40 protein-coding genes are annotated in these 20303 nt (G+C 38.9%); 35 read left to right on the top strand and 5 right to left on the bottom strand.

Features of this window, described 5'->3' with window-relative positions; genetic code table 11:
• Positions 1 to 34 precede the first annotated feature (34 nt).
• From J2S23_RS02775 to J2S23_RS02760, 4 genes are all read right to left on the bottom strand, one after another.
• Complete coding sequence (locus tag J2S23_RS02775) at positions 35 to 1105, bottom strand: tyrosine-type recombinase/integrase (RefSeq protein ID WP_307121248.1); 1071 nt, start codon at positions 1103 to 1105, stop codon at positions 35 to 37.
• Positions 1106 to 1228: 123 nt separating this feature from the next.
• Entirely contained in the window at positions 1229 to 1633 is a 405-nt protein-coding gene (locus J2S23_RS02770) for a DUF4429 domain-containing protein (protein WP_307121247.1), read from the bottom strand.
• Between the two features lie 13 nt (positions 1634 to 1646).
• Positions 1647 to 2003 (bottom strand): ImmA/IrrE family metallo-endopeptidase, encoded by a 357-nt coding sequence (locus J2S23_RS02765; protein ID WP_307121246.1) that lies wholly within the window; start codon positions 2001 to 2003, stop codon positions 1647 to 1649.
• A gap of 6 nt (positions 2004 to 2009) precedes the next feature.
• Positions 2010 to 2363 (bottom strand): helix-turn-helix domain-containing protein, encoded by a 354-nt coding sequence (locus tag J2S23_RS02760; RefSeq protein WP_307121245.1) that lies wholly within the window; start codon positions 2361 to 2363, stop codon positions 2010 to 2012.
• Between the two features lie 291 nt (positions 2364 to 2654).
• On the opposite strand from J2S23_RS02760, the gene J2S23_RS02755 reads away from it, so the two are divergent.
• Both J2S23_RS02755 and J2S23_RS02750 read left to right on the top strand, forming a co-directional pair.
• Positions 2655 to 2822 (top strand): hypothetical protein, encoded by a 168-nt coding sequence (locus tag J2S23_RS02755; RefSeq protein WP_307121244.1) that lies wholly within the window; start codon positions 2655 to 2657, stop codon positions 2820 to 2822.
• A 398-nt stretch (positions 2823 to 3220) separates the two neighbouring features.
• The gene (locus J2S23_RS02750; protein ID WP_307121243.1) at positions 3221 to 3433 is read left to right on the top strand and encodes a helix-turn-helix domain-containing protein; all 213 of its coding nucleotides are present in this window, start codon (positions 3221 to 3223) and stop codon (positions 3431 to 3433) included.
• Positions 3434 to 3687: 254 nt separating this feature from the next.
• Here the strand turns inward: J2S23_RS02750 and J2S23_RS02745 are convergent, their stop codons facing one another.
• Complete coding sequence (locus J2S23_RS02745; RefSeq protein WP_307121242.1) at positions 3688 to 3945, bottom strand: hypothetical protein; 258 nt, start codon at positions 3943 to 3945, stop codon at positions 3688 to 3690.
• A gap of 157 nt (positions 3946 to 4102) precedes the next feature.
• Between J2S23_RS02745 and J2S23_RS02740 the strand changes: the two genes are divergently transcribed.
• From J2S23_RS02740 to J2S23_RS02585, 33 genes are all read left to right on the top strand, one after another.
• Positions 4103 to 4288, top strand: a complete 186-nt coding sequence (locus tag J2S23_RS02740) for a helix-turn-helix domain-containing protein (RefSeq protein WP_307121241.1) — start codon at positions 4103 to 4105, stop codon at positions 4286 to 4288.
• Positions 4289 to 4299: 11 nt separating this feature from the next.
• Positions 4300 to 5016 carry an ORF6C domain-containing protein gene (locus J2S23_RS02735; protein ID WP_307121240.1) on the top strand — a complete coding sequence of 239 codons (717 nt, stop codon included), beginning with the start codon at positions 4300 to 4302 and terminating at the stop codon, positions 5014 to 5016.
• 47 nt (positions 5017 to 5063) lie between these two features.
• Positions 5064 to 5594, top strand: a complete 531-nt coding sequence (locus tag J2S23_RS02730) for an NUMOD4 domain-containing protein (RefSeq protein WP_307121239.1) — start codon at positions 5064 to 5066, stop codon at positions 5592 to 5594.
• Positions 5594 to 5881, top strand: coding sequence for a DNA-binding protein (locus tag J2S23_RS02725; protein ID WP_307121238.1), 288 nt, complete (start codon positions 5594 to 5596; stop codon positions 5879 to 5881). Before J2S23_RS02730 ends, J2S23_RS02725 begins: the two co-directional genes overlap by 1 nt.
• 16 nt (positions 5882 to 5897) lie before the next feature.
• Positions 5898 to 6116 (top strand): hypothetical protein, encoded by a 219-nt coding sequence (locus tag J2S23_RS02720; protein WP_307121237.1) that lies wholly within the window; start codon positions 5898 to 5900, stop codon positions 6114 to 6116.
• A gap of 107 nt (positions 6117 to 6223) precedes the next feature.
• Complete coding sequence (locus J2S23_RS02715; protein ID WP_370868688.1) at positions 6224 to 6499, top strand: transcriptional regulator; 276 nt, start codon at positions 6224 to 6226, stop codon at positions 6497 to 6499.
• A 159-nt stretch (positions 6500 to 6658) separates the two neighbouring features.
• The gene (locus J2S23_RS02710) at positions 6659 to 6985 is read left to right on the top strand and encodes a DnaD domain-containing protein (RefSeq protein WP_307121236.1); all 327 of its coding nucleotides are present in this window, start codon (positions 6659 to 6661) and stop codon (positions 6983 to 6985) included.
• On the top strand, positions 6976 to 7194 hold the full coding sequence (locus J2S23_RS02705) for a hypothetical protein (RefSeq protein ID WP_307121235.1): 219 nt from the start codon (positions 6976 to 6978) through the stop codon (positions 7192 to 7194). Before J2S23_RS02710 ends, J2S23_RS02705 begins: the two co-directional genes overlap by 10 nt.
• A complete protein-coding gene (locus tag J2S23_RS02700) occupies positions 7194 to 7409 on the top strand; it encodes a hypothetical protein (RefSeq protein ID WP_307121234.1) in 216 nt (71 codons plus the stop codon). The genes J2S23_RS02705 and J2S23_RS02700 overlap by 1 nt, the downstream gene beginning before the upstream one ends.
• Positions 7410 to 7413: 4 nt before the next feature.
• On the top strand, positions 7414 to 7728 hold the full coding sequence (locus J2S23_RS02695; RefSeq protein ID WP_307121233.1) for a DUF1372 family protein: 315 nt from the start codon (positions 7414 to 7416) through the stop codon (positions 7726 to 7728).
• A 2-nt stretch (positions 7729 to 7730) separates the two neighbouring features.
• Positions 7731 to 8054, top strand: a complete 324-nt coding sequence (locus J2S23_RS02690; RefSeq protein ID WP_307121232.1) for a hypothetical protein — start codon at positions 7731 to 7733, stop codon at positions 8052 to 8054.
• Complete coding sequence (locus tag J2S23_RS02685) at positions 8047 to 8607, top strand: DUF1642 domain-containing protein (protein ID WP_307121231.1); 561 nt, start codon at positions 8047 to 8049, stop codon at positions 8605 to 8607. The genes J2S23_RS02690 and J2S23_RS02685 overlap by 8 nt, the downstream gene beginning before the upstream one ends.
• Before the next feature lie 103 nt (positions 8608 to 8710).
• Entirely contained in the window at positions 8711 to 8989 is a 279-nt protein-coding gene (locus J2S23_RS11355; protein WP_386703229.1) for a WDGH domain-containing protein, read from the top strand.
• Positions 8986 to 9255, top strand: a complete 270-nt coding sequence (locus J2S23_RS02680) for a hypothetical protein (RefSeq protein ID WP_307121230.1) — start codon at positions 8986 to 8988, stop codon at positions 9253 to 9255. Before J2S23_RS11355 ends, J2S23_RS02680 begins: the two co-directional genes overlap by 4 nt.
• Entirely contained in the window at positions 9252 to 9671 is a 420-nt protein-coding gene (gene ssb, locus J2S23_RS02675) for a single-stranded DNA-binding protein (RefSeq protein ID WP_307121229.1), read from the top strand. The genes J2S23_RS02680 and ssb overlap by 4 nt, the downstream gene beginning before the upstream one ends.
• Positions 9672 to 9679: 8 nt before the next feature.
• Positions 9680 to 9922, top strand: a complete 243-nt coding sequence (locus tag J2S23_RS02670; RefSeq protein WP_307121228.1) for a hypothetical protein — start codon at positions 9680 to 9682, stop codon at positions 9920 to 9922.
• Positions 9919 to 10152, top strand: coding sequence for a helix-turn-helix domain-containing protein (locus J2S23_RS02665; protein WP_307121227.1), 234 nt, complete (start codon positions 9919 to 9921; stop codon positions 10150 to 10152). The genes J2S23_RS02670 and J2S23_RS02665 overlap by 4 nt, the downstream gene beginning before the upstream one ends.
• Positions 10153 to 10242: 90 nt before the next feature.
• Entirely contained in the window at positions 10243 to 10392 is a 150-nt protein-coding gene (locus J2S23_RS02660) for a hypothetical protein (protein ID WP_307121226.1), read from the top strand.
• On the top strand, positions 10361 to 10582 hold the full coding sequence (locus J2S23_RS02655; RefSeq protein WP_307121225.1) for a hypothetical protein: 222 nt from the start codon (positions 10361 to 10363) through the stop codon (positions 10580 to 10582). Before J2S23_RS02660 ends, J2S23_RS02655 begins: the two co-directional genes overlap by 32 nt.
• Positions 10560 to 11024, top strand: coding sequence for a DUF722 domain-containing protein (locus J2S23_RS02650; RefSeq protein ID WP_307121224.1), 465 nt, complete (start codon positions 10560 to 10562; stop codon positions 11022 to 11024). The genes J2S23_RS02655 and J2S23_RS02650 overlap by 23 nt, the downstream gene beginning before the upstream one ends.
• A gap of 109 nt (positions 11025 to 11133) precedes the next feature.
• The gene (locus tag J2S23_RS02645; RefSeq protein ID WP_001028147.1) at positions 11134 to 11676 is read left to right on the top strand and encodes a site-specific integrase; all 543 of its coding nucleotides are present in this window, start codon (positions 11134 to 11136) and stop codon (positions 11674 to 11676) included.
• A 423-nt stretch (positions 11677 to 12099) separates the two neighbouring features.
• A complete protein-coding gene (locus J2S23_RS02640) occupies positions 12100 to 12462 on the top strand; it encodes an HNH endonuclease (RefSeq protein ID WP_307121223.1) in 363 nt (120 codons plus the stop codon).
• A gap of 87 nt (positions 12463 to 12549) precedes the next feature.
• Positions 12550 to 13035 carry a hypothetical protein gene (locus J2S23_RS02635; protein WP_307121222.1) on the top strand — a complete coding sequence of 162 codons (486 nt, stop codon included), beginning with the start codon at positions 12550 to 12552 and terminating at the stop codon, positions 13033 to 13035.
• The gene (locus J2S23_RS02630) at positions 13028 to 14740 is read left to right on the top strand and encodes a terminase TerL endonuclease subunit (RefSeq protein WP_307121221.1); all 1713 of its coding nucleotides are present in this window, start codon (positions 13028 to 13030) and stop codon (positions 14738 to 14740) included. The genes J2S23_RS02635 and J2S23_RS02630 overlap by 8 nt, the downstream gene beginning before the upstream one ends.
• Positions 14741 to 14748: 8 nt before the next feature.
• Positions 14749 to 15891, top strand: coding sequence for a phage portal protein (locus tag J2S23_RS02625; protein WP_307121220.1), 1143 nt, complete (start codon positions 14749 to 14751; stop codon positions 15889 to 15891).
• A gap of 50 nt (positions 15892 to 15941) precedes the next feature.
• Positions 15942 to 16484: an HK97 family phage prohead protease gene (locus J2S23_RS02620; RefSeq protein ID WP_307121219.1), complete on the top strand. Its 543-nt coding sequence runs from the start codon at positions 15942 to 15944 to the stop codon at positions 16482 to 16484.
• Between the two features lie 10 nt (positions 16485 to 16494).
• On the top strand, positions 16495 to 17757 hold the full coding sequence (locus tag J2S23_RS02615; RefSeq protein WP_307121218.1) for a phage major capsid family protein: 1263 nt from the start codon (positions 16495 to 16497) through the stop codon (positions 17755 to 17757).
• A 20-nt stretch (positions 17758 to 17777) separates the two neighbouring features.
• Positions 17778 to 18113: a phage head-tail connector protein gene (locus tag J2S23_RS02610; protein ID WP_307121217.1), complete on the top strand. Its 336-nt coding sequence runs from the start codon at positions 17778 to 17780 to the stop codon at positions 18111 to 18113.
• Positions 18110 to 18415 carry a phage head closure protein gene (locus tag J2S23_RS02605; RefSeq protein ID WP_307121216.1) on the top strand — a complete coding sequence of 102 codons (306 nt, stop codon included), beginning with the start codon at positions 18110 to 18112 and terminating at the stop codon, positions 18413 to 18415. Before J2S23_RS02610 ends, J2S23_RS02605 begins: the two co-directional genes overlap by 4 nt.
• Positions 18415 to 18762 carry a hypothetical protein gene (locus J2S23_RS02600; RefSeq protein ID WP_307121215.1) on the top strand — a complete coding sequence of 116 codons (348 nt, stop codon included), beginning with the start codon at positions 18415 to 18417 and terminating at the stop codon, positions 18760 to 18762. The genes J2S23_RS02605 and J2S23_RS02600 overlap by 1 nt, the downstream gene beginning before the upstream one ends.
• Positions 18749 to 19093, top strand: a complete 345-nt coding sequence (locus J2S23_RS02595; RefSeq protein WP_307121214.1) for an HK97 gp10 family phage protein — start codon at positions 18749 to 18751, stop codon at positions 19091 to 19093. The genes J2S23_RS02600 and J2S23_RS02595 overlap by 14 nt, the downstream gene beginning before the upstream one ends.
• Positions 19094 to 19107: 14 nt before the next feature.
• Positions 19108 to 19779, top strand: coding sequence for a major tail protein (locus J2S23_RS02590; protein ID WP_307121213.1), 672 nt, complete (start codon positions 19108 to 19110; stop codon positions 19777 to 19779).
• Positions 19780 to 19782: 3 nt separating this feature from the next.
• Entirely contained in the window at positions 19783 to 20256 is a 474-nt protein-coding gene (locus J2S23_RS02585) for a hypothetical protein (protein ID WP_307121212.1), read from the top strand.
• Positions 20257 to 20303: the final 47 nt, after the last annotated feature.

Below are 20303 nucleotides of genomic sequence, written 5' to 3'. Positions count from 1 at the left end.
GTTTGGGGCTGTTTGCCCACCATTTGCCCACCAACTAATGAATCTCTGATAAAATCCCTCTGACCTCTGAATGGTGCTGCTCCTTCATTCTCTCGAACTGGTGGGCATATACCTTCAAGGTAATCAAAATAGATTTATGACCTAGTAGTTTTGAAATACTAGCCACAGGAACACCTTTGAAAATGAGATATGAAGCGTATGTGTGTCTTAGGGTATGAGGATGCACCTCTCGCTTAACCATTCGCTTTAAGGACTTGTTTGTGGCGCTGTTAGACACACCAAACAGGACACGACCCTGATCATTGTCTTTCCAGTGGTTTTCCTTATAATTCTTCAAAACTTCGGCAACATTGTCATTAAATGGCACTTCTCTGATAGATTGCTTGTTTTTGGTATCAGCGAAGTCTTCTGTGTCAGAATAATCCCAGGTATTTTCAATTCTAAAGACTTGCTTCTTAAAATCAATATCTTCCCATGTCAGCCCCATCGCCTCAGCAAACCGCATCCCACTGACAGCGAGAACATAGATCGTCATGTGTGAGATGTATTGAGGGTTTTGTTGTGCTTGAGAAATCACGTAGAAATATTCATCCTCTTCAAGGTAACTCTCTGCTTCAGGCTTCTTTTCCTTCTGCGATTTGACAATAGCGCCTTCCGTGAAATTAGAGAGCATCAGGCGGTCACGTACAGCAATTTTGACAGCCGATTTGATGTGATAGTGCGTTCGCTCTATTGTATCTTGTGCATACTTAGCGCCAAATTCATTTAGAAACGTTTGATACCGAATTGGCGTTATTTCCTTGAGTTTGATTTTGCCAAAGTAGTTTGTGATGTGGGTCTTGGTCTGTTTATAGGATTGCCATGTCTTTTTTACAACGTACGGCTTTTTATAAAGATTGGCCCATTCTTGGTAATAATCAAGCAAGGTTACATCATCATTTTTCATCGGCGATTGCCTCAATTCAACCTCTCTCAGTTGACCTGCCGCCCTAGCCTGAGCCTTAGTCTTAAATCCACCACCAGTTGTCTCATGCCTCTCTCCTAGACTGTCACGATAGACAACACGGTATTCGAAGTATTTTCCCCTTTTTCTGACTGATGCCATATTGTTTTTTAACCTCATTTCTGATAAAATGAGTACAAGAAAACACTTGCCAGATTGGCAATTTTTCTTATACGATTCGCCTTACGCTCTCCTCGACCAAAATTTGAGCGTAGGGCTTTTTGTTTATTTCTGAACCTTATTTTTCAAGGCAGTTTCTATTGCTATCTTCAATTCTAAGATAGCTTGTTTATCTTCTTTGAGAAAAGTGACTGTATTCTCATCCTTAACAGCATCAAAGACACCACCTTTAGTATCTGCTGATCCAGGATATACCAATTGTAAATATCCAACCGTTGCCCCTGGCTCTTTTAATTGATATGCAGTTATTTCTGATAACAAAATTGATTTTTCGCCATCAAGTCCATGTAGAAGCATATTTGACATGTTGCTTTTTCTTGCAATTCTGATAAAGTAGTCATCTATTCTTACTATCGTCTTTGATTTCTTAAACTCAAAAACTCGCTCGTTTGGCTCAGCTGTAAAAATTTCTACTTCAGGTTCTTTGTTTTTGCCACCAAATAATGCCATTATTATTCCTCCTTTAAATTATATTAGCTAAGTTATTAAATTCTTCTTTGACCATGGTCTCATCGGCTATGGTTTTTAATCTGTATTTTTCCATAAAGCTGACATAGTTAAATTCTTTATGGTCGTCCATGAGATCCAGCTCTTCTTTCAGCAGATGGTGGATCATGTTTCTATCCGCCTGAAGTTCGCAGCGCTCACGGTTGAACTCATAATCCGCTTTTGTGTGATGCTTATGACCCAGTTCGTGATAGGTGACCTTCTTTTTGTCAATGTCATCCAGGTAACTGTTAACAAAGACTGTGTCAAAAGGTTTATTATAGACACCGTTGACTCCAGTGTCTCTGCCATCGAAGTAGGCAATTTGAGTCATATGGCATCAGTCCTGTCTGTTTTTAATTCTTGTCTCAAGCAATGACGCTATCAAGTCTATATCCTCATCATTGAGGTGGTGACCATCGTAAAAGAATGAGTCTTTAGCTAATTCCTTAAGGTCAACCTCTGAGGGGGCGTCGGACTCTTTTGCAATCCGTGGGTTGTCTGTACGGCCCAGCAAGTAATCAGTTGAGACGTGGAAATAATCTGCAATTTCTTGAAGACGTTCTGCAGATGGTTGATTTCTTTTTAAACCATATAGTGAATTCTTACCTAATCCTAATTTTTCTTCTAGGAAATTTAGTGAAATTCCTTGTTTTTTGCATAAGTCTTTTACGATATCAAACGTTGAAGACATTGATTTATCAGCCTTTCTAAGACATGACAAAAAATATTTTAACAAATACGCAAAAATCTCTTGACTTATATTTGCGTTTACGCTAAAATAGTTTTTGTAAAGTTAAAGAGTTAGTTAAAACACAAGTAAAAACTAATTCAAAAAAATAAAAGCTTTGGCGAGCGACTTAATTGAATGAACTATTGTTTTTTCAAGTGTTTTCTTTATGCATTAATTTTAGCTTATACGCAAAAGAATGTCAAGGATTTTACTAACTTTTTAACTATTTATTTTAGAAAGGAGAAAAGCTATTTGACGAAAATCATTGAAGATACAGTCTTACTGGGACTCTTTATCCAAGCAATCGTCCTTGCAGTCACGATTATTATCTGTCGATTGACGATATCTGAACTTCAAAATATAGCTAAAGAGTTTAGGAAGAAATACGAACCCAGGAAAACCAAAAAGAGTGATCATTAAATTAAATTGACTTTCTGTTAGTGTAACTAATAGATTTCTACCAATCAATATTACTGTAAGAAGAATTGTTATGATGCTGCTCAAAGCCATATCACCTTTTGATTCGAAATTGAATAATTTGAACAACTCATGAACAATCAAAAGAAAACACATTCCACAGAATAGTGGTAGTAAAATTGACCAATACATAGTAGTATAATTCACCGCTTGTAATATTGAGAAAGCAGATTCATTGCTTACTGTTATAATACTGAAATTTATTATAAGCAGGATAGTAAAGAAAAAGAGGAGAAGTAATTTTTCTCTAAATGATGACAACAAATCTTTGATTCTATCTTGTAATTTCATGATTGATCCCTGTTTTTTATTTTTATTATATCAGATTAGAAAGGAATAACATGAGCCAACAACATCAAAAATGGATTGATTTAGTCATTCAGAAAATGAATGAACGACGCTGGACCAAAAGCGACTTAGCTCAAGTCATCGGTGTTTCAGCACCAATGATTACAAGGCTTTTAAATGACGGCCACGGCAGTGATAACCTCAAACTTGCTGTGTCTAAGAAATTGGGCATACGTGAGCCGTGGGAAGAGTTTGAGGAAGTATAAACAAAAAAGCCACTGTTAAACTGCAGTAGCTGAAACAATGGCTAAAATCAATTACTTTAAAACTCATTAGGTACCTCTTTTCTAGCTATCTTGAAGCAGAAAAGGTACATCAAATTATAAAGGAGACAATATGAGACCAAAACACTACCCGTATCGAATAAATAAAACAAATCCTATCAGAATACACTCTAGTAAAATCTGCGGTTCATTTCATTCCCAAAATAAGAGACTTAATTTTGATTTAGCAAGAGGCACTATTCGTTTTCAAAAGTGATAACAGTAATGCCATCTTGTTCTGAAAATACAGGCTTCCTGTTTGACCAAAACTCAGCAGTCTCTGAGTTAGATAATAGAATCAAGCCGTTCTTATGAACAGTTACAGCTTGAACCATACTTTGTTCATCTTCACCAGCAATAATAGTGTATTCAACTTCAGATTCTGGTTCGACACTAGTTTTTCCAACTGTTTGAGTGCGGTATTTTAAGAATGTACCATAATATTTTTTATCCATTGATTCACCCTCCTTTCTGTAGTTTTTAGTGAATAAAGAGTGTAAAGGTTTTACTCACAAAAATAGTATAACAAAGAAATATAGAAAAAACTATATGTTGTGTAAAAATAGGTCTTAGGTCCTATTGCTACAACTAAATATAGTATGAAGGAGTATTATGTGGGAATCTATTGAACGTCTATTAAAAGACCAAAAAATAACCGCCTATGCTTTAGCTAAAAAAGCAGACGTCAATTATCAGATGTTGGCTGAATTGAAATCTGGAAAGAAGAAAGACTTGAAATTTGCCAATGTTTGCAAGCTCGCTGATGCTCTAGGCGTCAGTACGGAGGAATTTCGATAGAAAGGCATTTTATGAACGAAATTTATCATTTTCACGGACAGGAAGTCCGTACGTTAACCATTGATGATGAACCTTGGTTTGTCGGAAAAGATGTGGCTGATATTCTGGGTTACTCAAATTCTAGAAAAGCAATTTTTGATCACGTAGATGACGAAGACAAAACGGATGGGGTAACGATTCGTGACGCCATCGGCAGAAATCAAAATCCAATCATCATCAATGAATCTGGCCTGTACTCGCTGATCTTATCCAGCAAGTTGCCACAGGCCAAGGAATTTAAACGCTGGGTAATAAGAGAGGTCTTGCCAGCTATTCGCAGACAGGGCGCTTATGTGCCAGAAAATCTGAATGAGGAAGCTTTTATCAGCCTATTCTCTGGCCAGAAGGCACTCAAAGAGCAGCAAAAGCAATTGAAAGAGGATGTGGATTATCTCAAGAGCGAGCAACCTATCCACCCTAGCACCGCTCAAGCTTTGCTTAAGAAGCGGAAATCCCGTGTTGTCATGTGGCTTGGTGGCATGGAGAGTCCTGCTTATGCAGATAAACCTTTTGCTCAATCGGTCTTTCGAGAAGCCGAGATTGACTTCAAGGACCATTTTAACATTAGTCGCTATGACATGTTACCAAAGAAAGCTGAGGGCCAAGCCTTTGCTTACTGGATGAACTGGGAGCCAAGCACTAATACTAAGATGCGCATCTATGCTCTCAATGGCGCAGAAAAAGCCTGACGGCAATCAGGCTCAAAAATAAATATTTTCAAGAGGATTATATCACAATGAAAGAAATTTGGAAAGATATACCATTTGCTAAAGGTTATTACCAAGTTTCAAATCTTGGTCGTGTTCGGTCTATTAGCAGAACGGTCAATTCAAAACAGAGTACAAGAAAAACAAAAGGACAATTCTTGAAACAAAATTTATCTTCAGGATATCCAATAGTGACACTTTCATTCAATGGCTTAAGGAAGTCTGTAAGAGTCCATAGATTAGTAGCTGAAGCATTCCTACCAAATCCAACCAATAAGCGAACGATAAATCATATTGACGAGAACAAAATTAATAATAGAATTGAGAATTTAGAATGGGCGACAGATAAGGAAAATGCCAATCACGGGGATAGAACAGAAAAATCATCTTTAGGTCGTTACAAACCTGTAGAACAATTATCTCTTGATGGTGAACTTATAAATACATTCGACTCAATAAAATCAGCATCAATGACAACGGGTATCTCATCACAGAAGATATCAGCAACAGCAATGGGGCATCAGAAACAGACTCACGGATATAGATGGAGGTACGCATAATGAACGATCTAATGAATCAAATGTTGGACCAGTTTGAGGCTGGTCTGATGGATAGAGCGTTGAAAGTCATGCACATTGTTATGGATGAAAAAAGACGTTTTCCTATGGAACTCAATAAGTCGCAATGCTCTGAAATGTTGCTAGGAACAAGGGACACTGGCACATTTGACGAACGCTTCAACTGCCACGCTGATTTCCCACGGATTAAAAACGCTCGAGAAAAATACCCTCGTGATGAAGTCATTGACTGGTATCACAAAAACTGGAAGAGAACACAATTACCATAAACAAAGGAGCTATCACATGAACAATTTACAAATTATTATTACAGGAACTATTTTATCAGTCGTATTGATTGAGTCACTATTACTAAACGTTAAGTTGCTTAAGGCACAAAAAAAGCCCAAGCCTATGGCACCAGCAACACGATCAGGAGCAGAGGAAAAAGGCTTTTTAGATGCAAAAACTGGCCGTCGTGAAGACATTGATCCTGAGACTCGCAAAGTCGTACCCGTTAGATAGGAGGTTTAAAGTGAACTATATCTTTCAGAAACACAAACGACAACTTTACATCAATCAATAACGCTTTTACCCAAGATAAACGACTTGAGCTTGCTACTATTGGTATTTTGACAGTGATATTGACTAATAAGCCTGACTGGGTTGTATATCCAGAGGAAATAGCTAAACGCTTGAATATTAGCAAAAGATCCGTCGATAAGCACTTTAAAATACTTGAGGATTCAGGCTATATGTGTAAATTTACATATGTACTGGGAGGAAGAGAAGGAAAACTAGTTAGACGATTTTTTTCGGACCTTCCTTTTAACCAAGAGCACATTAGTTATTTAAAAAAGCAGTTGGAAGAGGAGCTTTTTGGGGGTGAATTTGCAGGTGCAAAATAGTACCAGTACAAATAGTACCAGTACAAATAGTACCAGTACAAATAGTACCGGTACAAATTTGCCCACTAATAAATACTAACTTACAACAAGTACTAAATAACAATAAATACTAATTAACAACAATCACAACTACTACAAAAATAAATAAAGAGAGGTTACATGACTAAGAAGGAATTATTCGGTAATTTTGAAAAAAATTGGGGTCGATTGTTATCTCCTTTTGAAATCGAAGAAATCACGGTTTTGATGAATCAAGACAACTTTGAGCCAGAAGTAGTTAATGAAGCTCTAAGATTATCGGTTTTGCAACAAAAACCTTTCATGCCGTACCTCGTCAAAATTTTAAAAAACTGGAAATCCCGCAACATCATGACAGTTGAGCAGGTCCGATACCATGAACAGAAACGTCAACATGAAATGAACCCTGTCGGTAATGCTGAAATGGGAGCTGAAATGTTGAGGATTGCCAAAAAATTATGGAATTAGCGAGGAAGAACATGATTATTTTAACCAATGGATCCCGAATGCAAAGTACCTTTATACGAAACATCACAGTTGGCATCAACGGCTTTGATATTTCGTATTGCAGTGATGTCAAGTTTGCCATGACATTCTCATCCTATGCAGTTGCTAATCATATAGCAAATTGCTTGCAAAGTTATGGCAGCTTTCATCCGATGGATAGGGGGTATTGATGATTGAACTTTATTTTGTATATAACGGGCATCGAAAAGAGTATATTGGCACATTTCCACATCCTCATGGCGCTATTAGTGCACTGAAGGGCCACCAAGCCACTTACTCTGCAATCACAAAGCCGAGATTTGCCAAAACACTGAGCGGTGACAGCATCCGTATTGACTACGGCGCTAGAGATTGCTATTACTTGATTGAAAGAACAGGAGAATAAAAGATTGAGTAAAAAAACTTATTTAGCATGGTTTTTAATAACAACGCTTATTTACATCATGTCTAGCGTTAGCCTTGTTTTAAACTACCGTGAACTTGCAGTGAGATACGAGCTGCTGCAAGAAAACCAGATTATTATTTACCAGGTGGACAATGCTGGGGGGAAGTTAGTCGGCACCATCACCGAAAAGGATGTTGTCAATGGCCATTACACTGTCACGATTGGAGCCTACGGCAAGTTCCTTGTGACTAGAGAGCAATTTGACTCACTAGAAATTGGCGATGAAGCGCCAGATTACTTAAAAAAGAGAGGGAGTTAGACATGGGAATACTTACTCGCTACTTCAAGCGTGACTTGAAAGCCCTTGGCTTCCAAGCAGTTGAAGAAAACTCAGAGGAAACGGTATTAACCAGAGACTTTGAAACATACAAAACAAAGACTGTCTACACCGCAACCATAACGATCAACAAATTGGGCGTGCCATCGCTAAGAATCACAACATCAACAGGCGAAGCGCTCGGCCTCGGACTTAAAGAGTTATCTAACAGCCACCGCTTCATCCAAGTTGATCAACATGCACTAGACGAGGCAAGCAAGGTGCTTGCTGCAATGGCCTATCTGGCAGAAAGGAGAGAGGATGATTGAAGATGTATTTGAAATGAGCAGAAAGAGATTTCATGAGATAGACGACCAAGATCATTTCATACCAGTAGAGCTCATTGGCTATTCTGACGGAGCGTGTCATGTAAAAATCTTGACAAATTCGGGTGATAAGGATTTAGTAGTTCCGTACATCTACCGACTTGAACGACCTGTCGAACCACAGAAAGTCACCATACCTAAATTCGTGGCGGAGTATCTTTCCCAAAACAAACATAAAACATTGTTCGCTGCTTTGCGTGATGCAGATTGGAATAATTCGCCTTGGATAGATTGGGTACAAAAAATTGGTAGCACAAACACACCGCAAGAGATTTTCGCCCGTGCATGGCTCGATGGTTATGAAATAGAGCGGGAAAAGCTTTATACAATTGAACTACCAAACGGCCAAGGGTTGTGTGAAGGTGAGTCAGGTGCGCTGTTTTTTGGTAATCATATAACCAGTAGCAGACTTTATGCCAAAAAGACGAAAGAAGAATTTGAAAAAGCAGGCTATGCTTGGGCTTGGGAGCAGGAGTTTGCTAAGGAGGTGGAGTGATGGAAATAAAAGATATTAACAATGAAATAGCAAGGTTAGATTATAAAGGCAGTATTTCTGATGGGTATCATACGTTTGATGAATTGTATAGACTTAGCACAGAATGATTTTGTTTTCTGTTATTCTCAGGGAATTCCCCGACAAAGCTTGGAAGTCACTAAAACATTCAGACGGTACTATGTACGAAAATTATTTCATTGTCGGAATAAATACACCGGAAGGTCAATATTCATACCACTACCATCTAGATGAATGGCACTATTTCTCTGAAATAAAGGTGTTGCCCAGTGCTCCTGAATGGGATGGTCATCAACCTGATGATGTAGTGAGATTGCTAAGCTTACTTGAAAGCACAGATGAACTACTGGAGGTGGTTGAATGACTTTTACTGGTATAAAGCCCATTGGAAAAACAACACTGGAAATCAGGTTATCTGATGACCAGTTAGAGCACATTGCAAATGGTGGAACGGTTACTCTTGATATTTCGCAACCATTCATTTGTGAGAAGATAACAATCAGTCCATCATTGGTCAATGATGTTGCAAGTCCAATAGTTAGACGTGACAAAACATTAATTAGTAGGCGAGATTTAGCTATTAAGGATATAGTTAGGGATAGTTTTCAGATGGGAGTGAGGCAACAATGATTAATAATGTCGTTTTAGTGGGACGTCTTACAAAGGCCCCAGAATTAAGATATACACCATCTAATCAAGCAGTCGCCACTTTCACACTTGCAGTCAATCGTAATTTCAAGAATCAAGCTGGTGAACGTGAAGCAGACTTTATCAACTGCGTCATGTGGAATAAGTCAGCTGAGAACTTGGCCAACTGGTGCAAAAAAGGTGCACTGATCGGCATTGAAGGACGCATCCAGACTCGCAATTATGAGAACCAACAAGGTCAGCGGGTCTATGTCACTGAGGTTGTGGCAGAGAGCTTCCAAACTCTTGAGAGTCGTGGCGGTCGAGAACAAAACACAAATTCCTTGGACCAAATGGCACCGCCTAACTTCGCTCGGGATGATGCGCCACAGATGAGCCCTGACGGGTTGCCATTTTAGGAGGCCCTATGACAAGACAGCAGAAAAAGACTACTGTAATTATTCAGGAAACCATGGCTGAGCGCATTCGTTTCCTTGAAGACGAGCTCTACAACAGAGCATACAAGGAAATCGAAGAGCAAGAAGTCCAGATTGAACGTCTCAAGAGCATCTGTATGAGCCAGCAAGAACTCATCATGGACTATGAGTGGGAACGCATGAACCGTGCTGCTATGATTAAAAAATACAATCGGAGGATGTTTTCAAGATGAAATTTCGATTAAAAGAACTCAGAAAGAAACTAGACCTTACAATCGTCGATGTCTACAGGGCGACAGGGATTTCCCAGACCTCATTGGCTCACTATGAAAAAGGAGGGATGCCATCGCTCCCTCCAATTGAGAAAATAGCTAAAGCCTATAATGTCAGTCCAGCATGGTTAGTAGGCTGGAGTGATGATATGGGCAATTCAAATGGAGACTTACTCAGTAGAAATCAATAATCCCCAACCACCTACTGTACATGAACCGCATTGTAATTGTGAGAAAAAGGTGATCAGGTGGGTAAAAAGTAGATAAGAGAGGAGACAACTATGAACGGATATGAATTTATGGCACAGCATCCCCTTTTGACAAGCTTCCTAGCTGTTGTCATTGGCGCAACAGCCATCAGCATCATTGAGTCTATTACTAAGATTTGGAGAGAACCAGATGAACAAAAGAATCAAGAAGAAGAAAGCTAAGCAGGCTGAGTTAAAGAGGCAACAGGAACTAGAAGAGTTGAAACTGGATCCTGAGCAGATTCGCCAAGCTTTTAAGTCGGTAGGTACTACTTTTAGTAATATATTCGCCAATTTATCAGTAGCCTTTAATAATATATCTGAACATTGTAAACGATGGGGAGAACAATTTGACAAAGAAAACAGCGAGTAAGACAAGACGTGATTTCCTTGAGTTTGAGCTTGAGGCCAAGTATCTTAAAATTGATAAACTAATTGGACAGCGTCGCCACGAGTTAGAAAGAGCTTATGCGGTAAAAAATCTAACTATGCCAGGAATAGACGATTCAGGGGCTAGTCGTAGCGGTACTTCAACCAATACTTCTGAAAACTTAGCCGTCGCATATGCCAGTGATCCAATGATTTTAAAACTAGAAGAGTTTCAATCAGCAATCTCAAGACTGCTTGATGTTCTTGAACCAGATGATAAGAAAATCTTCCATCTGAGATGGGGAGAACATACCAGGTATGACTGGATTCAAGTTTGGCACATTATGGAGAACGGAGAAACTGGCTATCTGTATAAGCATAGCAAACAGATTTACAGAAGGCGTGAAGTCATCCTTGACACACTTGCAAAAATATTATTCATGTAACTTGTCAAAAAAACATGTAGAATTGACAGAAACAATCTGATAGATTGATAGTGTCGCTAAGCACCGAGAAATCCTTGGTGCTTTATTTTTTTGTGAAAGGAGAAAAGCGATGAACATTGTCGAACCGCTACGAGATAAGGACGACATCCAAGCTATGAAGGACTATCTATCATCTTGGAACGAAAAGTATTACATGCTATTTCTTTTGGGAATCAACACTGGATTCCGTGTTGGTGATATCCTCAAGCTAAAGGTCAAAGATGTCCAGGGCTGGCATATCAAAGTTAGGGAACAAAAGACTGGTAAGTATAAAAGTATTAAGATGACAAGGCCACTCAAAAACGAATTGAGGGAATTTGTCAAAGACAAGGAACTTCATGAGTATCTATTTCAGAGTCGTGTTGGGAAGAACAAGGCACTCAGCTATAAGACAGTTTACTGGTTTCTTAAAAGAGCTGCTGAAGACCTTGGTATTGACAATGTCGGTACTCACACCATGCGAAAAACATTTGGCTATCATTACTACAAAAAGTACAAGAACGTTGCTGACTTGATGTCATTATTCAATCATTCAAGCCCAGCAGTCACACTAATCTACATCTGTGTAAGGCAAGATGAGCTTGATACTAAGATGAGTAATTTTAGCCTCTAATATTTTTTTGATTTTTTCAACTATCCATAACGAGGAAGTTTCTAGTTTATATTTTGGATAGGGCTTGAAACCTTGCCTGTATTGGTTTTTGATTGTGAAACAAAATTGGATAAAATATAAGATATAGATAGTTCAGCATGGCTATTTTACATAATTTCCCCATAGATATAAACCTTGTCAAAAAAACATATAGAATTGACAAAACGAACCTGATATATTTGTATCATGAGAAAAAATAGAGAACAGCTTTGTGCTAGTTCTCTTTTTTGATGGAGGCAAACATGAGACCTAATCATTACCCATATAGACCTAGCCCGTTTGAGTTAGTAGATGAAGTAAAGATATACAATGGCAGTAACTTATATCTTCATGCCAAAAAATATAGAAATAAAATTACTGGCGATATCAAGTTAGTTCCTGTCTATGCTCTATAAAAATTCTAAACACTCTGACTGGTTCAGAGCCTGGCAGATTAAGTTTTACAATGACAGGAAAGTTTGGCATCCACTTAGAAATAAGATTAGGCGTGACAGACGTATGCGTTGTGATATGTGTGGCCGTTTGATTCATGGTAAGAGTATTGTTGACCACATCATAGAGATTGACGAAACTAATTATCAAGATGAGTCTATTACTCTTAACGAAGATAATTTACAGTTGCTCTGTCTTGAATGTCACAACACAAAAACTTTTCAGAGTAAGATCAATTTGAATTTAGACAATAGAAATATAAATTTATTTTTGATTTTTTTATTTTTGAATTTTTGTGGACTCCCCCCATTTTGAATTTTGACAGCGCCAAAATAATAACGGTGTCAATCCTCTTGTGTACCTCTCCCCCAAAAATGACGAAAATTGATACAAGAAAGGAGCATGATTTTGAAAATCAATGAAGTTTTAGAAAAGCTAGGAATAAGTCGTGCTACCCTTACCAGGTATCGAAAAAAGCTGGGCATATTTGAAGAAACTAGGTCAAATATCACCAAAAGTCAGTTCAAAGAGTTGGAAAAGCTTGCAAATCAACGGCAAAAGTACACCAGACAGGAACGTGTTGAGCTATCTCGCAAGTCCTTCAAGTTGATTCCAAAAGAAAAAACACTTGAAATTACTGATAATGATCCAGTTGGTTTGAAAAACCTCAAAAACCAATACAATCATAACCAAAAACTGATTGAAAACTTCCAGCTTGAAATTAATAAAGTTATTAATGACGGTGAGCTACCTGATAAGTATCTACTTGATGGAATGGAAAAGTATCAAAAGCTTAACATGCAGATTATGTCAACAATCGAAAAGCAAAGTCCACAGGGTGACAGTCTCAAAGAAATGATTCAGGAGAAGTTGGCACGTTATGGTTGAAATGAGATATTTTGATAAGTACGCTCAACTCATCCATACTGGTAAAATTCGTGTTTGTAAGCTCACAATGAAATCAATCAGACGTGTTGAGAGATATAAAGAGCAATACATTTTCAAACAGGAGGAAGCTGACAAACGGATTGAGTTCATTGAGGAAGAGTGCAGCAATACTAAAGGCCTTGCTGGTAAGTTACGCTTAGCATTACCTCAAAAGGTTTGGTTAGAAACAACGTGGGGCTTTTATCACACGGTTGAGGTTACTAAGACCAATCCTGATACCTTGGAAGAATATACTGACTACGAAGAAAGGCGTCTCATTCATGAGGTGCCTATTATTGTGCCTCGTGGTACAGGTAAGACTACTCTTGGTTCTGCTATTGGTGAGGTTGGTCAAATCATTGACGGTGAGTGGGGTGCTGATATTCAGCTTCTTGCTTACAGTCGTGAACAGGCTGGCTATTTGTTCAATGCCTCAAGGGCGATGTTGTCGAATGAAGAAAGCTTGTTGCACTATATGCGTGAGGCTGACATCCTACGGTCAACCAAGCAAGGCATCTTGTATGAAACGACTAACAGTCTTATGTCAATCAAGACTTCTGACTATGAAAGCCTTGACGGTACTAATGCTCACTACAATATCTTTGATGAGGTTCATACTTATGATGATGACTTCATCAAGGTTGTGAATGATGGTTCTAGTCGTAAGCGTAAGAATTGGATAACCTGGTACATTTCCACAAATGGAACGAAGCGTGACAAGCTCTTTGATAAGTATTACAACATCTGGGTAGATATTCTTGATGACAAGATTATCAATGATTCTGTCATGCCTTGGATTTATCAGTTGGACGATGTGTCAGAGATTCATGACCCTGATATGTGGCAGAAAGCTATGCCTTTACTTGGTATCACGACGGAGAAAGAAACCATTGCTCGTGATATTGAAATGAGCAAGAATGATCCAGCCCAACAAGCTGAGCTTATGGCTAAGACTTTCAATCTTCCTGTTAACAACTATCTTGCTTACTTCAGCAATGAAGAATGTAGGGGTTGGACAGATAAGTTTGATAAGAGCTTATTTGTCGGAAATGATGAGCGGAGTTCTCGTTGTGTGCTAGGTGTGGACTTGTCAGATGTCAATGATATATGTTCTGTCTCATTCATGGTGGTGCGTGGTGAAGAGCGTCAGTATTTGAACAAGAAATTCATGCCACGTCATACGATTGAAGGCCTTCCAAAAGAATTAAGGGACAAATACGCTGAGTGGGAGCTTAGTGGTCAACTTCATGTTCATGAGTTGGACTACAATGACCAAGCTTATATCTTTGAAGAATTAAGACAGTTCATGAGTGAGAATAGGATTCTTCCTGTTGCAGTTGGTTATGACCGTTGGAACGCTAAGGAGCTTATCCGCTTATTCAATGACTATTATGGGGATATCTGCCACGATATACCACAGACGGTCAAGAGCTTGTCAAATCCTTTAAAGGTTTACAAGGAAAAGGCCAAGATGGGTAAAATCATCTTTGACGATCCTGTGGCAACTTGGAACCATGCCAATGTACGTGTCAAGATAGATGCGAATAACAACGTATTTCCAAATAAAGAAAAGGCAAAAGAAAAGATTGACGTCTTTGCTAGTCAGCTAGATGCCTTTATTTGTTATGAAAATTTCAAGGAAGACTTGAGCTACTACTTTGATTGAGGTGAATAATGAACAACTATTTGAATAATTTGAAGAAGGTTTTTGCTAGGATTTTCCGTCCAAACAATCGGAAATCTACAAGAACCTATCTTCAAAGAAGTATCTCCTACTGGCGTAGGAACTCCATCTATTTGGATAACATCTACAATAAGATTTCAACTGACACAGCTCAGTTAAGGTTTAAGCATGTCAAGATTACTCGTAACCCAGGCGGTGTCGATTCGATGGTTTGGTATGAGCATAGCGATTTGGCTGATGTGCTAACAGTTTCACCAAATCCACTAGAAGTGCCTGTTGTCTTTTGGTCAAATGTAACAAGGGCTATGTTGCGTGACGGTGTGGCGGTTGTTGTACCACGTTGGGAGAATGGCCGACTGATTGAAATATGGCTTGCTAAGAAGACAGTGACTTGGACAGCCGAGAGCGTGGAGCTTATGCTTGATGATGTTGCTGTTGAGCTTCCTCTTACTGATGTATGGGTATTTGAAAACCCTAAGTTGAATGTCACGGCTCAACTCAATCAGATTACTGAGCTTATTGACATTAACTTGAATGCTTTGACAGAAAAGCTTAGCGATGGCAATTCTAGCTTGAGAGGCTTCTTAAAGCTACCAACTAAGGCAGCTGATGAACTTTTGAAGCAACAAGCCAGGAACCGTGTTGATAGTATGCTTGACTTGGCCAAGAACGGTGGCATTGCTTATCTTGAGCAAGGCGAAGAGTTTCAGGAACTTAGCAAAGACTATTCTACTGCTTCCAAGGAAGAATTAGAGTTCTTGAAATCACAGCTTTATAATGCTCATGGTATCAATGAGAAATTATTTACCTGTGATTACACTGAGGAACAATATAGAGCCTACTATTCTAGCGTCATGAAGTTGTATCAGCGTGTCTATTCTGAAGAAATAAACAGAAAATACTTCACGAAGACAGCACGGACTCAGGGCAATAAATTACTGGTCTTCTTTGATATGGCTGACATGATTTCATTTAAGGATTTGGTTGAAGGTGGCTTCAAGTCCAAATATGCTGGATTGATGAACTCAAATGAGTTCCGTGAAACCTATCTTGGTTTACCTGGCTATGAGGGCGGTGAAGTATTTGAAACCAACCTGAATGCTGTGCGTATCGGTGCAGAAGAATCTGAGTAGGAATCTAAAGGGTGGGCGGTTGGCATATCTTTTACGAAAGGAGGTAAGCAATGGAAAAACTAAAAACCTTTATCGTAAAGTCAGTTGAGGATGAATCAGCTGACTTTCATTTTGAGGCTTACGCTTCTACCTACGGCAATGCTGATAGAGATGGCGACATCATGGCTAAAGGATGCTTCGATAAGTCACTGAAAACCAAGGCTGTTGTCCCGATGTGTCTCAACCATAACCGTAACTGTGTTATTGGTAAGCATGAATTGTCTGTGGATGAAAAAGGCTTGCGAACACGTTCAACATTTAATCTTAGTGATCCAGAGGCTAAGAAAACTTATGACCTCATGAAAATGGGGGCATTGGATAGCCTGAGTATTGGGTTCTTTATCAAAGATTATGAGCCTGTTGACGCTAAGCAGCCTTACGGCGGATGGATTTTCAAGGAAGTTGAAATCTTTGAAATTTCTGTTGTGACCGTGCCAGCTAACCCTCAAGCAACTGTTGACAATATTAAGGAATTTGATATGTCAGCGGTTGATAAGCGAATCGCCCAGGCGAACATGAGGCAAGAAATCATGAGTAAACTTGCAAAAATTTAAAGGAGACATGATGAAAAAATCACTCGTTGAGCTTTTGGAAGCTCGTCAAAAAGCAACTGATGAACTGGCTGAGGTAAAGCTTAAAAAAGCCACTATTGAAGCCAAGATGAAATCTTCAACCATTGAAGACGATGTCTTGGAACAGTTGAAAACTGATGCAGAAAGTTTGGTTGCTCAAGCAACAGCTATTAAAGAAACAATTGCTGGGCTGGATTCTGACATTGAAGAAACTGAAGAAGAACTCAGCAAAGCTGCTAAAGTCATTAAAGAAAAACAGAAAGGTAATACACCAATGGATTATTTGAAAACAAAAGCTGCTGCTCTTGATTTTGTACGGATTCTTATGGACAACGAAGGCAGTGCTAATAGTGCTCGTAAAGCCTGGGAAGATAACCTTGTTGAAAAAGGGGTGACTAACCTCACTAAAATTCTTCCAGAGCCAGTCCTCATCGCTATTCAGGATGCCTTCGCTAATTACAACGGTATCTTGAACCATGTTTCAAAAGATCCTCGTTATGCAGTGCGTGTCGCTCTTCAAACTCAGGCATCTCAAGCCAAAGGACAAAAAGCTGGTAAAGTTAAGAAAGATGAAGAATTCACATTCTTGGACTTCACCATCAACTCTGCAACGATCTATATCAAATATGCGTTTGAATATGCTGACTTGAAGAAAGACACAACAGGCGCTTACTTCAATTATGTTATGAAAGAACTTGCTCAAGGTTTTATCCGTACTATTGAACGTGCTGTTGTTATCGGTGACGGCAAGACATCTAACGCTGATGATAAAATCACTGAAATTAAATCTATTGCAGAAGAAACTGAAACAAACCTCTTCGAAACACAAGAAATCAATGTTACAGGTGCATTCAATAACGCTGTCCTTGAATCCCTTGTTGAAGGAATTGACAAGATGGTACCTAATACGACACCGATCCTGGTCACTTCCAAAGCTATTGCGCGTAAGTTGAAATTGGTTAAAGATGCAGAAGGCCGCTACATTGATCCTCAGCCATTTGCTCCAATCGCTACAAACGGAAATATTATTGCTGGCTTCCAAGTTTATATCTATGATTGGATGGATGGTGCAACTAACCCAATTATTGCATTTGCTGACCAAGCTTACAAGATGATTGGCGATGATGTTTCCGCTGACCGATTTGAAGATTATGACGTAACAGTTAACCGCCGTCACATCGAGCTTGCTAGCGTGATGGGTGGTCGCCTAGGTCAGTACAAATCAGCAGTTAAATTTACCAACCAAGCTGGTTAAAACAGGAAAGGGGTGTCTCAATGACAATCCTGAATAAAATAAAGGAAATGGTAGAGGTTGACGTTGAAGAAGACATCTTTGACGTCCAACTGCTACGTTATATCAACAGTGGGATTTCATATTTACAAAGAAACGCTATACCTGTTTCTGTAATCGATAAAGATACGGATTTAACAGGATGGCCTGATATTAATGAAGAAGATAGGGAAACAGTGCTTGACTGGTTACATCTGAGATGTGTTCAACGTTTTGACAAATCTTTGATGACAGGCAGTGCTGCTACTATGGAATGGATTGACGGAGAGATGACAAATCTTTTGTATCAACTCAAGGCAATCTATGAAGTGAAGACATGAAATCTTCAAGAGTAGCTATCATTCTTTGCTATGATGAGCGTGTTGAGGTTGAAAAAGGTGTCTGGGAGAAAAAGACCGTAGAAAAGAAAGTCAAAGCTGAGAAAGAGAAAATCTATCAGCGAAGGCTTGATAAAGCTATGGCAGACGGTCAAGTTCTGACTGCTAGGTTTAGTGTTCGTTCCAACTATGTGACTGACACTCTAGACTATGTTAAATACAATGGTAGAGAGTACAAAGTTAATATTGGGACAGAATCAGATGATGATCATTACACTATCATCGAACTTGGAGAACTGAAGTAATGGCCAAGAAATTCTTCACTAGACAAGATATTCAATCTATCCTTGAAACAAACTCTTTGAAGGCTAAGGTCTTCTACATGGAACGTGAGGAGAAATCTTCTCCTGACAATGTCATCTTGTATTATCGGTTAACACCAGGCAGGAGCATTACTGCTGATGATAGAGTGCACATGAGAAAAGTGACTGTTCAAGTTAGTCACTACCACAAGAAGAAACTAGACAGTATTGAAGATTTGATACTGTCTCATTTTATGTGTGAGCCAAATCAGTTGAATCTAAAACAACCTGACACTGACTATCTACTGACAACTTATAGACTTGAGGTGTTTACAAATGGGCAGTGGTAGCGTGAAGATGACCCCACTAAAGGTGGATATCAAGAATCAAGTTTTAGAGAACATTAAGAAGGCTGCTCAAAATACAGAAAGTGACATTAGAACTGGAAGCCCTAGACGAAACGGTGTTTACGAAAAAGGTTGGACACACGACATCATAGATGACGCCGCTATTGTTCATAACAATGGCAAAGAAAAATCTCTATCCCACTTATTAGAGAATGGTCATGCCACTAAAAACGGTGGCTTTGTGGCTCCTAGAGAGCATATCAGACCAGCCTATCTCAAAAATAAGGAGAAATTCCTTAATGATATGAAATCCATTAAAATCACACCCAAATAAGAAAGGAGTCTTACATGACTTATCAATACGATACAAGGGAAGTTACTCACGGTAATGCGAATGGTTTCTATGCCAAAATTGCCAAAACTGATTCTGGTGTCTTGGACTTGCAGAAACCTTATCCATTCACAGGGATGCGAAGCACATCCTTTGAAACTTCTCAGGAATCAAATGCCTACTATGCTGACAACGTGGAGCATGTCCGTTTGCAAGGTAAAAAATCCACGGAAGGGTCTATCACGACTTATCAAATCCCTAAGCAGTTCATGATCGACCACTTAGGTAAGAAGCTAACTACCTCCACACCACCAGCCTTAATTGACACTGGTGTCAACGCTAACTTCATCTGGGGGTATGCTGAAACTGTTACAGATGAATTTGGTGCCGAAGTTGAAGAGTTCCACATCTGGACGAATGTAAAAGCCTCTGCACCCAAAGGTAGTGCAACAACTGATGAATCATCAGTAACACCTAAAGAAATCGAAATCCCTTGTACTGCCTCTCCGAATAATTTTATTTTGGACTCTGAAAATAAACCTGTATCTGAAATCGTATGGCGTGACGATGCGCAAGGTACTGTTCGTGCAAAATTTGACAAACTTTTTGCTGCTAAATCACCGACTAAACTAATTGACTTCATCAATGAGGCACTCGGAAAAACTCCAGAAGTTGTACCTGGGGGGTAATCAATGATAAAAAAAGAACTATCATTTGTTGACTTTGATAGTTATGGGGAGGAAATTGAACGCACAATTACTGTGCGTTTTCTTTATTCCCTTCGTGCTATCAAACTATACGAACAACGAACTGGAAGAAACTTCTTTGATGATAATCAGAAAGCAATACAATCCTATACTATTGCAGTTGCTCAAGCTGGTTTTGGTAACAAAAAAGAACTCACTGAAGAAGAACAACTACAACTCCTTCCACTGCTCATGAATTCTGACTTTCTAACTTTCTTGATGGATGCCATCCCTTGCTTGTATGGAGAGGTGAGCAATGGAAAATTCGAACAGAATGAAATCACAATGGAAACCGCAGATTTCTCACTGTGGATAGGTGAACTTATTAGTATTCAGTTCTACACTGAATTGATTTTAGAACTAAACAGAAGCCGATTGAAAGTTCCTCAAGATAGAAAAAAGCCTCAACAGAAGTCATAACTTCTGAAAAAATTTATAAGGTTGTCTTTGAAAACAGAGTTGATGTC

The sequence above is a fragment of the Streptococcus moroccensis genome (assembly GCF_030812835.1).
GTDB classification, from domain to species: Bacteria; Bacillota; Bacilli; order Lactobacillales; family Streptococcaceae; genus Streptococcus; species Streptococcus moroccensis.
Note: the sequence above shows the minus strand (reverse complement) of the source record. Positions and strands in the feature narration are given on the sequence as shown.